We start from the raw sequence: 13,911 nt of genomic DNA, 5'->3' as shown, positions 1-13,911 counted from the left end.
CGCAGGAGGGGGCCTCGCCTGACGGCTCGGGAATACCAACTACCAGTTCAAAAAAAGGAGGTGCTACCGAACCATCCAACCTATAGTTATCCACAGCTGGCTTCTAATGGAACCAGCTTCAGCCCCTGGTCAATGTTCGACTGGCACTGCTGATCACGATTGCACTGGCGCTAACAGCGAGGGGCTAAATCGCGCTCGCAGGCGTGTCTCTGGGGGCATGGCGCCTCTACATCCTCGTTTTCCCCATGTTCACTCGCCGACTTGCCCTTCGCACGTTTCTGACACTTGCACTATTGGCAGTGCTGCTGCCCATCGTGCTTGCCAGCAGCAGTCTTTTTTATCGGTCCGCTACTGGTGCCATGGAGGAATTCGCGCTGCAGTTGGCTGACGAAGTCTCAGGCAGGGTCCGCGAAAAAGTAGTCTCTTTTTTCGATGTGCCGCAGCGGGTAGTGGCTTTCAACATCGAGCAGGTACGCGCGGGATACTTGTTGGTGAACCAGCCCGACGTACTGATGCGCCAGTTCATACTGCAGATCGACCAGCAACCCCAGCTGACCTTCATATCCATGGGGATGCCTGATGGCCAGTATTACGCCGGCAGCCGTCCTCCTTTGGGAGAGGACCGCGCGTTGCGCATGCTGCGCGCACGGATCAGTGATGGCCGGGCAATGGAGGTTTTGCGTATCGACACTCTGACTCGCGAGCCGACGTTGATTTCTCGTAGCGAGGTGGGCTTTGATGCACGCACTCGTCCGTGGTACCAGTCGGCGATCGCCAATGATGGGGTCGCGTGGTATGCGCCCTACCGCTACATGATCAACGATGTGCAAGGTGCGTATGCCGCAATTGGCATGGGGATTTCAGCGCCGGTCCGCTCACGCGATGGCAGTTTGATTGGGGTAGTCACTGCCGACGTGGCACTGTCCCAGCTCAACGATTTTCTTGCTGCATTGGCTTCCGAGTCAGGGGGCAGGGCGTTTCTGGCCGAGGCCTCTGGGGAGTTGCTGGCAATGTCTTCGCACGATCCGTCTGCAGGTGTATCGGCCTTGGTGGATGGTCAGCGGGTGCGCATCGACCAAAGCCGCGACCCGGTGATGCGTGCGTTGGGCCAGCACATCCTGCAGAGCGGTCAGCGCGAAGGTAACCGATTCATGGATGTAGACGGCGTCCGTCACCTGGCACGGTGGTGGACGCATGCGCTGGATCGCGGTCCCGAGCTGACCATGGCGATCATCCTGCCCGAGAGCCGGTTCAACACGCCATTGCGGGGAGTGCTGCGCAACACGATCTACACCACGCTGGCTGTCTTGTTGGCTTCAGTGCTGTTTTCGGTGTTTGTGGCCAGCTGGTTGGTGAGACCCTTGAAGGTCCTCAGTGATTGGGCTGTCAGACTGACCCAGTCCGACTGGAACGCTCAAGCACCGAAATCCAGCCCCATTCGCGAGTTGCGGTCTCTGGCTGATTCCATGGGCTACATGGCAGGGCATTTGAAAGAGCATGCCGAAGATCTGGAGCAGATGGTTGCGCAACGCACCCAGGAGTTGGAGAGTGCCGTGACCTCCATTGAGCAGACGCTGACCGACCAGCGCCACTTCATCGCGATGCTGTCCCATGAGGTTCGTTCGCCTCTGGCAGTGATCAACACCGCCGGGCAGTTGCTCGCGCTGCGCTCCAAGGATGTGCCCGCGCAATTGGCATTGGCGCAACGCATTCTGCGGGGCTCGGCGCGATTGAGCTACTTCTTTGACAACTGTCTGACGCAGGACCGCATCGACAGTCACAACTTCGCTGTGGAGCCCGTGCCTGTGGACGTGGGTGAGTTGTGCCTCTGGGTAACTGAAAATGGTGGACAGCTGTCTGCCGAACACCCGCTGCACTTGACGGTGGAACCTGGGTTGCCAGCATTGAATGGCGACCCAGTGCTGTTGCGCGTGATGCTCATGAATGTGTTGTCGAACGCATTCAAGTATTCAGAGGTGGGTGCAACAGTGTCCTTTCGCGTGCATCAGGAAAAGGGCCAGTGCCGTTTTGTCATTGAGGACGAAGGTCCTGGCATTCCGCCTGAAGAGCAGAAGCTGGTGTTTGAGAAGTACCGACGCGGCCGGACGGCAGAGGGCAAACCCGGTGCCGGATTGGGGCTGGCTTTGGTAAAACGGATCGTTGATTTGCATGGTGGGGCTGTCCAGCTACAGACCGTCCAGCCCCAAGGCACTCGCTTTGTGATCGACATCCCGTTGAACGTAACACCGGTGGCCTGAATGTTGCATTCCGGACAGGTGCCGGAGGTATTCGCAACATGAACCAATCCAAGCCCAGCATTGCTATCGTAGAGGATGACACGGACCAGCTGCACAGCATCGAGGAGTTCCTGCTTGACTCGGGCTACAGCGTTTGGGGTGCGGGTAGCGCCGAAGCTTTTTACAAAGGGTTTACCGTTCAGCCGGTCGACGTGGTTCTCTTGGACCTGGGCCTTCCGGGTGAGGATGGCCTCAGCGTGGCGTCGCTACTCAAGTCCAGGCCCGAGGTGGGGGTGATCATTCTTAGCGCCCGAGATTCACTCGACGATCGTCTGGCGGGAATGCGTGCTGGGGCAGATCGTTACTTGGTCAAACCAGTCAACTTGCTGGAGTTGGCCGCCAATATTGACGCTACGGCGAGCAGACTTGCCCCCAGGGCAGCCGTGGACCCAGTGGGGTCGCTGGCTGCCGTGGCCGTACCGGCCTCGACGGCGGCGTGCTGGGTGCTTGCCATGAAGGACTGGGTACTGTCATCGCCGCAGGGCAAGCGTCTGCAACTGACAACCCACGAGTTTATGTTCTTGCAGCAGCTCCTGCGAGCCGATGGTCAGCCAGTGCCTAAGCGCGACCTCAGCACTCACCTGTTTGGTGCCCGTGCCCAAAACGGGGCTGAACGGCTCAACTTGCTTTTGACTCGACTGCGCAAAAAGGCGGCGGAAGCTTTTTGTGAACCTCTGCCGGTCAAGACCCTGCACCAGATTGGCTATGCCTTCACGGCCTCAGCACAACTCGTGCAGGACACGCAGCGGCTGCATTGATACTCCCGTGATCATCTTGGTGCAACTCTAGAGCAGGCTGGGAGCGGTCTGCGGATTAGCCGCGTTAGCAACAAATGCATGCTGGGTTAACCCTGTGCGTGCATGAATCCAAATGAAAGATTTGGAAAGATCAGGAAGGTGGTTTCTTGGACACCATGGAGGTGGCAACTCTTGATCTCTCACTTCTACTCATTGGAGTCCTCCATGCAACGTCGTCATCTCCTGCAAGTCTCAGCACTGAGTGCACTGTCTGCCTCTATCGGCCTGACCCGCAGCGCCTTTGCCCAGGCCGCTGGCGTCATTCAGTTTGGCTGTCCCGTGCCGATGTCTGGTGCTTTCGCGGCCAACGGAAAGTTCGCCGATATGGGGATGCGACTTGCCATCGAGCAATACGGCAAAGCCCTCAATCGCCCGCTGGCCTACACACTCCTAGATACCGAGGGCAAGCCTGCTACTGCCGTGCGCAAGGTGCAGGAAGCGGCGCAGCAGCAGGGTGCTCGCTTCTTCGCTGGAGGCATCCTTTCGGGCGAGGCTTTGGCCATGGGCAAAGAAGCCGAGAAGGCCGGCGGCCTGTTCGTGACCACGGCTGGAGCCGATGAAATCACCGGATCAGACTGCAATGCCGCGACCTTCCGCTGGTCCGTACCCACGTTTGGCGCCATCGAGCAGACGGTGCGTCCGCTGATCGATTCCATGCCTAAAGCCAAACGCTGGTACACCATCACACCGCAGTACGTGTTTGGTGATGGCCTGCTGTCGGCAGCCAAGAACATCTTCAAGGAAAAGGGCATCGAGCATGTGGGTAACAGCTACCACTCGCTGACCGAGAAGGAGTTCAGTGGCTACATAACCAATGCTCTGGCCGCAAAGCCCGATGTGCTTTTGCTACTGAACTTTGGCGCGCAATGTGCTGACACGCTCCGCCAAGCGGTGAGCTTTGGTATGCACAAGAACATGACGATCCTGGTGGCCTGGGCCTCCGGTTTGGAGCAGTTTGAATCGCTGGGGGCAGACCTGTGCGACGGTATCTACTTTGGTGCCCAGTACTGGCACACGGTGGATTCAGAACTCAATCGCGATCTCGTCAAACGCACCAATGACAAGCTCAAGATGAACCCCAACTACAGCCTGGCGGGCTCGTATATCTGCACAAAGCTTCTGATCGACGGAATCATCAAGGCCGGGTCCGTTGAGCAAAAGGCTGTGATCGCCGCACTGGAAGGCCACAAATACCAGGGTCTGACCGGTGAGGAAGAGGTGCGAAAGGCGGACCACCAGGTGCTCAAGAACTACTACCTGCTCAAGGGCAAGGCCAAGTCCAAGATGAAGAACAAGGACGACTACGTGGACGTACTCAGTTCGGGCAAGTCGTTCCTGCCCATCGACCAGACGGGCTGCAAGCGCGCCTGACCCTCGCGGCGTCCGCCGGGCTGGGCATAGCCCCATGCGCGCGCTGTGGCCGCCCCATTTTTTGAGAACCCCAGCGGCACCGACAGGGTGCGGCTGGTGGTCGTTCGGCCGAGCACTTTATGAACATTTACCTTCTACAGGTCATCAATGGAATCGGCATTGGCATGCTGTATTTCCTGTTGGCGGTGGGCCTGTCCATTGTTTTTGGTTTGCTGCGATTCGTGAACTTCGCGCATGGGGCGTTCTACCTGATCGGAGCGTATTTTTGCTACCAGATGACGCGATGGGGCATGAGCTTCTGGTTGGCTCTGGTAGTGGTGCCGGTGGTGGTGGGGGCGATTGGCTGGGCCACGGAAAAGCTGGTCCTGCGCCACGTGTATGCCTCGGACCATGAGTTTCACATCCTCGTGACGGTGGGTCTGGCACTCGCAGTCCAGGAGCTGGTGATCCTGCAATGGGGCCCACTGGGTGACAGCGTGGCGGTTCCCGACGCGCTGCAGGGAGTGGTGATGTGGGGCAGTTTCATCTACCCGAAGTACCGCCTGTTCGTGATCGGCTTCACTTCGGTGCTGGCAGTGCTGCTGTGGTGGGTTCTTGAGGGCACGCGACTCGGTAGCGCTGTGCGAGCAGGCAGCGAGTCGACCGAGATGGTCTCGCTGCTCGGCATCAATGTGCTGCGTATTTTCAGCCTGGTATTTGGTTTGGGTGCAGCCACCGCTGCACTGGCCGGCGTGCTCGCATCCCCCATTCGTGGAGCAGAACCCTTCATGGGCATTGAAGCCCTGGCGGTAGCCTTTGTTGTGGTGGTAGTGGGGGGGCTGGGCAGTTTCAGTGGCGCACTACTGGGTGGATTGATGATCGGCATTGTGCAAAGCGTCATGAGCACGCTATGGCCAGAAGGGGCCCGCCTGATGATCTATGTGGCCATGGCGGCGGTGCTGCTACTGCGTCCCCACGGCCTGCTGGGCCGCAAGGAGTGAACCCCATGAAGAAATACACGCATTTCCTGTTTGCAGCAGTGGTGGTGGTGGCCATGCCGTTGCTGATGCAGTCGGGCTCCTTGGCTAGCGAGGTACTCATCTTTGCGCTGGCGGCCATGGGTTGCAATCTGCTGCTCGGCTTCACCGGCTTGCTTTCGTTCGGGCAGGGCATCTTCTTTGGTCTGGGCAGTTACACCGTTGCCTTGCTACTCACCCGCTGGCCTGTTCCCATGCCGCTTGCGTTGCTGCTCGCCACAGTCATGGGAGCGCTCGGGGCGGCCGTGGTGGGCTGGGTGGCCATTCGCCAGCGTGGCACCTACTTTGTGATGCTGACATTGGCCTTTGCGCAGATGTTCTATTTCATTGCGTATACGGCTACCGGCTTGACGGGGGGGGACAACGGGTTGATGGATATCCCTCGTCCCAATGTGTCCATCCTGGGCTTTGACCTGTGGACGTTGGCGTCGCCTTGGCAGTTCTATGGTTTTGTTTCGCTGATTTTTCTGGTGGTGTTCTGGCTGCTGCTCAAGGTGTCACGCTCGACATTCGGGCGAACCTTGCTGGCAGTGCGAGACAACGAAGAGCGTGCGGCTGCCATTGGCTACAACCTCAGGCTGCTCAAGCTGCAGGCGTTTGTGATCTCGGGTGCTGTCACCGGTCTCGCGGGGGCGCTGCATGCCATGATGACCGGCCTGGCTCCGCTGTCCAACGCGGAGTACCACACCAGTGAAATGATCCTGGTGATGACAGTCATTGGCGGGACGGGCAACCTGTTTGCCTCGCTGCTGGGATCAGCGTTCTACCTGCTGCTGGCCGACTGGCTGTCTCAACTGTGGCCGCGTTGGCTTTTGCTGCTGGGCATTGCATTGATGGCCGTGAGCCTCTGGATGCAGCGCGGGCTGTGGGGCCTGGGTGAAACGGTCTGGAATCGGCTGCAAGGGCATCGCAAACAGTCGGCTGGCACGGTGGTGGCGCCATCGGCAGCTGCAGTTCCTGCGAAAGGAGAACAGGCATGAGCCCAAAGACCCCGATCTTGTTGGAAGCTATTGATGTCGAAAAGCACTATGGCAAGTTTGCAGCGCTGGGCGGTGTAAGTCTCCAGGTGCGTGCGAATACCGTGCATTCGGTGATTGGCCCCAACGGTGCTGGCAAGACCACGTTGTTCCACATGCTCACCGGCACCAAGGCAGTCAGTGGAGGCCGGATTCTTTTTGATGGACAGGATGTCACGCATGAGCCAGACCATCGACGGGTGCAGCGAGGCATTGCGCGTTCATTCCAGGTGACCAGCCTGTTCTTGAGCTTGCCCGTGCGTGAGAACCTGCGCCTCGGCGCACAAGGCGTACAGCCTGCACGCGCCCTGAATCCTTGGCACGAGCCGGTAGGGGCGCGTGCGCAGTCGCAGGTGGTTGACGCCGTTCTGTCCAAGGTGGGACTGGAGAACCTCGCAGACACCCCCGCTGGCAATCTTTCGCATGGCCAGCAGCGCCGGCTGGAAGTGGGCATGGCCCTGGCTGCACGGCCCAAGGCCATTTTCCTGGATGAGCCCACGTCGGGCATGGGCATCGATGACCTGGACGACATGAAGCGCTTGATCAAGAGCCTGCGCGACGAACACACGGTGGTCTTGATCGAGCACAACATGAACATCGTGATGGATATCTCGGACACCGTGACGGTGATGCAGCTGGGGCGCGTGCTGGCCGAAGGCATGCCACACGACATACGCAGCGACGAAAGGGTGCGGACTGCGTACTTGGGCAACATGATCACAGGGGGCAAGGCATGATTCTCGATGTTGACAACCTGCATGCCCACTACGGCAAAAGTCATGTGCTTCAGGGTGTGTATTTCACGGTGGGTAACGGCGAACTGGTCACCCTGCTGGGGCGCAACGGCGCAGGCAAGACCACCACACTCAAGAGCATTGCCGGGGTAGTCGCTCCCACGCAGGGCCGTGTGGCATTTGTTGGCAAACCGCTGCAGGGTCAGGCTTCGCATGTGATCGCCCGGCAGGGGGTGTGTCTGGTGCCGGAGCACCGGGGCATCTTCAAGCTGCTGACCGTGGAAGAGAACCTGATGCTGGGGCTGAGAAAAAGCTCACCCTGGCAACTGGACGACGTGTACCGCATTTTCCCCAGGCTCAAGGAGCGCAGGCGCAACGGCGGTGGGCAGCTCTCCGGCGGCGAGCAGCAGATGCTAGCGATCGGCCGCGCGCTGATGAACGACCCCAAGTTGCTCATGTTGGACGAGCCCGTGGAGGGGCTGGCTCCCGTGATCGTGGAGGAAATCGTAGCCCAGCTCAAAACCATCAAAGCCGCAGGCGTTGCCATCTTGCTGGTGGAGCAGAACTTGGAGGTCTGTACGCAGCTGGCTGACCGGCATTGCATCCTGGAACAAGGACGGATTGTCTATACGGCTGACAACGCAAGCTTTCTTGCCGACGAAGAGGTCAAGGACCGCTATCTGGGCGTGGGGTTGGCCTGAGCGCTGGCCCACCCGCATTAAATCCCGAAGGGCGTTTTATGAAGTTTCTGATTGCTCGTCTTAACCACGAGACCAATACCTTTTCTCCGGTGCCCACGCCTTTGAACGCGTTTGCACCCGAGTACGACGCGGCGGCCTTCGATGCCAACTTCGGCATGCGAACGGCGATGGCCGCTTTCATTGATGCTGCAAAGCGGGTGGGGGCGCAATGCGTGACGCCCGTCTCCGCCACTGCAAACCCCAGTGGGCCGGTAGATGCCGACGCCTACAACCAGTTGACGGACCGCATCGTCACCGCAGCGGTGGGTTGCGATGCCATCCTGCTCGATTTACATGGCGCGATGGTGGCGCAGAACACATCGGACGGAGAAGGGGACCTGCTTGCTCGGGTGAGGGCGGCTGCGCCTGGCGTACCGTTGGGCGTAGCTTTAGACTTGCACGGCAATATCACGCAGAAGATGGTCGATAACGCTGATGTGATGGTGGGGTTCAAGACTTACCCGCATGTGGACATGTACGAGACGGGCGAGCACACGGCACGTCTGGTGTTGCAGATGTTGCAGCAAGGGAGGAGGTACGCCGTGCGCTGGCGGCAGCTTCCGTTGCTCAGCCACACGTTGCGCAGCACTACCCTCGGCGGCGCCATGGCTGCTGCGGTGTCATCGGCGCGGCAGGCAGAAGGGGAGGGCGTGCCGGCCATGACCATCTTTGCGGGCTTTTCCTTGGCTGACATTGCTGCACCATGCGTGAGCGTGGTGGCCACGGCGGAATGTACTGCCGAGGGTGAAGCTCTGTGCGCCGCTACGCTGGACCGCGTGGCTGCCAAGATCTGGGCGGAACGTGAAGGCTACGTGTATGCCAGCGAGCCCTTGGCCGAAGCCTTCGTTCGGGCGCAGCGCATGGCCGAGGGGGCGAGCAAGCCCGTGCTGCTGCTGGATCACAGCGACAACTGCATGTCCGGAGGAACCTGCGACACCATGGATGTGCTGCAGGCCGCCTGGTGGCAAGGCATGACAGGTATCGCCACCGGCCCCCTGGCGGATCCGGAGGCTGTCGAGGAGCTCGTGGCGGCCGGTGTGGGAGCGCAGGTGTCGGTGCGGCTGGGCAACAAGGTGCCTTTGACCAGACTCGGCATTGTCAAAGAGCCCTTGTTGGTGCAGGGCACTGTACGTGCCATCAGCGATGGCAGCTACACCGTGACCGGGCCCATCTACACGGGCCAGCGCTGCTCTATGGGGCGGGCCGTCTGGCTGGATGCCGGAGACACGCAGATCGTGGTGGTGGAGCAGCCCCACGAACCATGGGATCTGGGCGTTTTTTCTTGCGTGGGCCTGGACCCTAAGGCATATCGCTACCTGCTGCTCAAGTCGCGCATGTACTGCCGACCTGTATTTGTGCCACTGTCTGCTGGATTGGTGGAATGCGATAGCCCTGGAGTGACCAGCTCGGACTACCAACTGTTTCCGTTTGAAAACTTGCGCCAGCCCGTCTACCCGCTTGGCGATGTGCACGCGTATCCCTGACTAAGTCAAATCTCAGGAGCTTCTATGGACACCAAAGTCAAACCCAATATCGAGAACCTGCGCATCAACGGCCAGCGGCTGTGGGATTCGCTCATGGAGCTGGCCCAGATCGGAGCCACCCCCAAGGGCGGCGTGTGCCGCCTCACCCTTACCGACCTGGACAAGCAGGGCCGCGACCTTGTGACCCGCTGGGCGCGCGAAGCCGGCATGACGGTGACCATCGACAAGATCGGCAACGGCTTCATGCGCCGCCCCGGGCGCAACAACAGCCTGCCGCCCATCATGACCGGCAGCCACATCGACACCCAGCCCACAGGCGGAAAGTTCGACGGCAACTATGGTGTGCTGGCGGGCATCGAGGTGGTACGCACGCTCAATGACCATGGCATCGAAACCGAGGCCCCCATCGAAGTCGCGTTCTGGACCAACGAAGAAGGCAGCCGCTTTGTGCCCGTGATGATGGGCTCGGGCGTGTTCGCCAAGGCCTTCACGCTGGAGCACGCCTACGCCGCCACCGACACCGAAGGCAAGACGGTGAAGGGCGAGCTGGAGCGCATCGGCTACATCGGCGACCAGGAGCCCGGCGACCACCCCATTGGCGCGTACTTCGAGACCCACATCGAACAAGGCCCGGTGCTGGAAGACAACGACAAGACCATCGGCGTGGTCAGCGGCGTGCTGGGCATCCGCTGGTTTGACTGCACCGTCACCGGCATGGAAGCCCACGCCGGCCCCACCCCCATGGCCCTGCGCAAGGACGCCCTGCTGGCCGCCACGCGCATCATGCAAGACGTGGTGGCCGCTGCCCACCGCCACCCGCCGCATGGCCGGGGCACCGTGGGCATGGTGCAGGTGTTCCCCAACAGCCGCAACGTGATTCCGGGCCGGGTCAAGTTCAGCATCGACCTGCGCAACAGCACGGACGAACTGGTGGACGCCATGGCCGGCGAGGTCAAGGCCTTTGCCGACCAGGTGGCCAAGGAACATGGCGTGCAGGTGCACATCGAGATGGTGTCCAGCTACCCCGCGCAGCTCTTCCAGCCCGAGTGCGTGGAGGCCGTGGGCCGCGCTGCGGCCAAGCTCGGCTACAGCCACATGCCCGCCGTCTCGGGTGCAGGGCACGATGCGGTGTACATGGCCAAGCTCGCGCCCAGCGGCATGATCTTCATCCCCTGCAAGGACGGGATCAGCCACAACGAGATCGAGGATGCGAAACCCGAGCACATTGAGGCCGGGTGCAACGTGCTGCTGCATGCCATGCTGGAGCGGGCAGGCTTGGTCTTGTCGTAAGTTAGTCAGGTGCCGCTTCTTCGTCGGCGGCATCGAACAATGGGGCGACTCATGGCGTGCGCTGAGAGGAGTACTTGGGCAGGACCGATGTCACCTTTGGATCAGCAGCGCGAGAGTGTCAACGTGAGTCCATCGAAGCGCGCGAAGGTCCTCCCAGGCGCTTGGAGACCTCGAGACCGCACGCGCGCACTGCTGTTGCTTGTACGCCGTTCCAGTCAGTATCAAACGATCTGGAGCGCCCCATGAGTGTGACCCCAAGGACGATGTTGCCGGAGTAGTCAAAGACTGGCGCTGCGAAAGAACACACACCGGGAGTCGGATTGTTGACCGATCTTGATACTCCATATTTGCGTACCTCTATCAGCATTTTCTGAAGTTCGTCTGTGTCGACAGGTTTTGCAATATCCGGACCTAACCGACGTTCATCCTCCAACAGCGATTCCTCTATTAGCTTGGCTGGCAGGTAGGCAGCGAACAATCTACCTGTGGCGGTACCAGCCAGAGACATCACCGTTCCGGTACGTATGTTGGTGTGCAATGGATAAATCGCGTCAAAAAGGAAGACCATGGTTGGACCCTGATTGCCCCATACAGACAATCCGACGCTGTGCCCAGTCTCTCTCGCCAATTGCTCTGCGAAGGGCGTGGCCTCACGCACCGGATTGAGCATGCGTAGAGTCACTAGACCCAATTGCATTGCGGTAGGCCCAAGCCAGTAGAAGCCCGTAGAGGCTTCTTGAGTTACCAGTCCCAGCTTGGCGAAGCTCACAAGATAGGGGTGCGCTTTTCCAGGCGCCATGTCAGCAGCCCTGGCCAGTTCCCTCAGGGGCAGTGGGCGACCGTGGGCACCTAGCGCGAGAAGCAGTTGTCCTCCGGCTTCAATGGATTGAATTCCTCGGCGTTCCTTTTCGGATCCGCTTTCGTTGCCTTCGTCATCGACTGCGCTCATGGCTGCTTCCTGAGTATTTGGTTGTCGCGATTTCATTGGAGACGGCTGATTTTCAGTCTAGTGCACTCTGTTTCGCGTAGCTAAGTTGCGAGCGCGATCTCGTTCGACCCTCTTGAAGCGCGGGTCGGAAAACTCACCCTAGAGACACATTTCTGCCGAATCAGCATGCGTCGTTACACGGTTTTGAAGTGCTGCGAGCAAGGCCCTTCGTTCCAAGCCTGGCTCATCTTCTGGCCCGAGCGAAGTAGCGCGATTCGCGAAACAGTTGCTGGAAAGCTCCAGCGCAAAGCTCAGTTTCACGGCTTTCGTGCAAATTTTCGCCGCGTTTGGATCGTATCTGAATAGATCAAGTGCATTTGATTGGGGTAAACCATTAGTTTATAAAAAATGCATTAGCACCATACTAACGTCGTTGGGCCGCGTCATGTAGCCCCAATGTCCAAGGAGTAACGAACATGAATGAACAGGAATCGGGCTACGACGTACTGGTGGTGGGAACTGGCGCCTCGGGTATGTCCGCAGCCGTGACGGCTGCCTACGAGGGGCTCAAGGTGTTGGTTGTTGACAAGGCGCCCGTGTACGGGGGGACCACTGCTCGGTCGGGTGGTTGGTTGTGGATTCCCGGGACGAAGCTCGCCAAAGAGCAAGGCATCAGCGAGCCCGCGGGCGCGGCGCGGGCATACCTGCAGCACGAAACCACCACGCACTTCGATGCCGCGCGCGTAGACGCGTTTATCGAAAACGGGCCAAAGGCCATTGACTTCTTCACGGAAAAAACATGCGTGCAATTCGACATGCCGCCGGTATTTCCGGACTACCACGCCGAAGCGCCAGGGGGCCAGCCCGGAGGGCGGTCCATGGTGACTCGCCCATTCGACGCTCGCGAATTGGGTGACTACGTCTCAAAACTTGCACCCCCTGTGCCTGAGCTGACTGTTTTCGGGATGATGCTCGGCTCTGGGAAAGAGCTGTGGCACTTCCTGCGTGCCTTCAAGTCAATCGAGTCCTTCTGGTACGTTGCCAAGCGCTTCGGTGGGCATCTGGTGGATGTCATGAGGTATGGCCGTGGGATGACACTGACCAACGGCAATGCGCTGGCTGGTCGACTCGCCAAGGCCGGCATGGATCTGAACATCCCGGTCTGGCTCAACGCTCCCGTCAAGAAGCTCATCGTGGAAGGTGATGCAGTTGTCGGGGCAACAGTAGTGCGCGACGGAAACCCAATAGAAATCCGGGTGCGTCGAGGGGTGGTTCTAGCCTGCGGTGGTTTCCCTTATGACGTCGAACGTCGCAAGCAGTTGTTTCCTCACGCTCCAACCGGTCGGGAGCACTTCACGCCGTCTCCGGCGCTGAATACCGGTGATGGTCTCCGCCTCGGGGAATCGGTCGGAGGCTGGGTAGATCCCACGATTCCGAATGCTGCTGCCTGGTGCCCCACCTCGGTGGTCCAACGAAAGGACGGCACTCAAGGAGTGATGCCGCACTTCATTGATCGCGCGAAGCCTGGCGTGATTGCTGTTACCACAAAGGGGCGGCGATTCACGAATGAGGCACTGTCGTACCACGACTTTATTCAGGCACTCGTGAAGGCTTGCAAAGGTTCATCTGAAGTGACTTGCTGGCTTGTCTGTGACCACCAGCATTTGCGTGAGTATGGCCTCGGGGCTGTCGCTCCATTCCCTCTCCCGATCGGTAAGCATCTGAAGAGCGGATATCTCAAACGAGGTAATAGCTTGCAGGAGTTGGCCAGTGTTATTGGTGTGCCAGCTGCCTCCTTGCAAGAAGAGGTGGAGGTCTTCAACCGGGACGCTGCATCTGGCATCGACACAAAGTTCTCTAAGGGAAGCACCGCTTACAACCGTTATCAGGGGGACTCGCTAGTGAGGCCAAACCCTTGCATGGCTCCCATCCTCAAGGGGCCCTTCTACGCCATCAAGGTTGTTGTGGGCGAAATCGGGACGTTCGCAGGACTGGCAACCGATGAATCTTGCCAGGTTCTCTCGAAGGATCGGCAGCCAGTCAAGGGCCTCTATGCGGTTGGCAATGACGCAGCCAGCATCATGGGTGGCAACTACCCTGGTGCGGGTATCACCCTTGGTCCAGCGCTCACGTTTGGCTATGTCGTCGGTCAGACGCTCGCGAAAAAAGCGAGTGAACCGATTGACCGTACAAGCCGGGTGTCAGCAGAGCGCCTGCAGCCTCAAGCTGCATAAATCG

General features: G+C 59.6%; 11 protein-coding genes. 10 read left to right on the top strand and 1 reads right to left on the bottom strand.

Going from position 1 to position 13,911, the window contains the following annotated elements; translation table 11 throughout:
* Positions 1 to 245 precede the first annotated feature (245 nt).
* From AvAM_RS19780 to AvAM_RS19740, 9 genes are all read left to right on the top strand, one after another.
* Positions 246 to 2,258, top strand: a complete 2,013-nt coding sequence (locus AvAM_RS19780) for a sensor histidine kinase (protein ID WP_137748634.1) — start codon at positions 246 to 248, stop codon at positions 2,256 to 2,258.
* A 38-nt stretch (positions 2,259 to 2,296) separates the two neighbouring features.
* The gene (locus tag AvAM_RS19775) at positions 2,297 to 3,055 is read left to right on the top strand and encodes a response regulator transcription factor (protein ID WP_137748633.1); all 759 of its coding nucleotides are present in this window, start codon (positions 2,297 to 2,299) and stop codon (positions 3,053 to 3,055) included.
* Between the two features lie 204 nt (positions 3,056 to 3,259).
* Positions 3,260 to 4,465, top strand: a complete 1,206-nt coding sequence (locus AvAM_RS19770) for an ABC transporter substrate-binding protein (RefSeq protein WP_137748632.1) — start codon at positions 3,260 to 3,262, stop codon at positions 4,463 to 4,465.
* 119 nt (positions 4,466 to 4,584) lie between these two features.
* Positions 4,585 to 5,445 (top strand): branched-chain amino acid ABC transporter permease, encoded by an 861-nt coding sequence (locus tag AvAM_RS19765; protein ID WP_137748631.1) that lies wholly within the window; start codon positions 4,585 to 4,587, stop codon positions 5,443 to 5,445.
* Positions 5,446 to 5,450: 5 nt separating this feature from the next.
* Entirely contained in the window at positions 5,451 to 6,461 is a 1,011-nt protein-coding gene (locus AvAM_RS19760) for a branched-chain amino acid ABC transporter permease (protein ID WP_137748630.1), read from the top strand.
* The gene (locus AvAM_RS19755) at positions 6,458 to 7,234 is read left to right on the top strand and encodes an ABC transporter ATP-binding protein (protein ID WP_056743894.1); all 777 of its coding nucleotides are present in this window, start codon (positions 6,458 to 6,460) and stop codon (positions 7,232 to 7,234) included. Before AvAM_RS19760 ends, AvAM_RS19755 begins: the two co-directional genes overlap by 4 nt.
* Positions 7,231 to 7,932 carry an ABC transporter ATP-binding protein gene (locus AvAM_RS19750; RefSeq protein ID WP_137748629.1) on the top strand — a complete coding sequence of 234 codons (702 nt, stop codon included), beginning with the start codon at positions 7,231 to 7,233 and terminating at the stop codon, positions 7,930 to 7,932. The genes AvAM_RS19755 and AvAM_RS19750 overlap by 4 nt, the downstream gene beginning before the upstream one ends.
* Positions 7,933 to 7,970: 38 nt before the next feature.
* Complete coding sequence (locus AvAM_RS19745; RefSeq protein ID WP_137748628.1) at positions 7,971 to 9,455, top strand: M81 family metallopeptidase; 1,485 nt, start codon at positions 7,971 to 7,973, stop codon at positions 9,453 to 9,455.
* A 24-nt stretch (positions 9,456 to 9,479) separates the two neighbouring features.
* The gene (locus AvAM_RS19740) at positions 9,480 to 10,745 is read left to right on the top strand and encodes a Zn-dependent hydrolase (RefSeq protein ID WP_137748627.1); all 1,266 of its coding nucleotides are present in this window, start codon (positions 9,480 to 9,482) and stop codon (positions 10,743 to 10,745) included.
* 118 nt (positions 10,746 to 10,863) lie between these two features.
* Here AvAM_RS19740 and AvAM_RS19735 read toward each other — a convergent pair whose 3' ends face one another.
* Positions 10,864 to 11,694: an IclR family transcriptional regulator gene (locus AvAM_RS19735; protein ID WP_137748626.1), complete on the bottom strand. Its 831-nt coding sequence runs from the start codon at positions 11,692 to 11,694 to the stop codon at positions 10,864 to 10,866.
* Positions 11,695 to 12,149: 455 nt separating this feature from the next.
* Here AvAM_RS19735 and AvAM_RS19730 point away from each other — a divergent pair, with 455 nt between their 5' ends.
* A complete protein-coding gene (locus tag AvAM_RS19730) occupies positions 12,150 to 13,907 on the top strand; it encodes an FAD-dependent oxidoreductase (protein ID WP_137748625.1) in 1,758 nt (585 codons plus the stop codon).
* Positions 13,908 to 13,911: the final 4 nt, after the last annotated feature.

Origin of the sequence: Acidovorax sp. NB1 (assembly GCF_005405905.1) — a bacterium.
GTDB lineage: Bacteria > Pseudomonadota > Gammaproteobacteria > Burkholderiales > Burkholderiaceae_C > Acidovorax.
The sequence above is the reverse complement of the archived record's forward strand: the minus strand, read 5'-3'. Positions and strand labels throughout refer to the sequence as shown.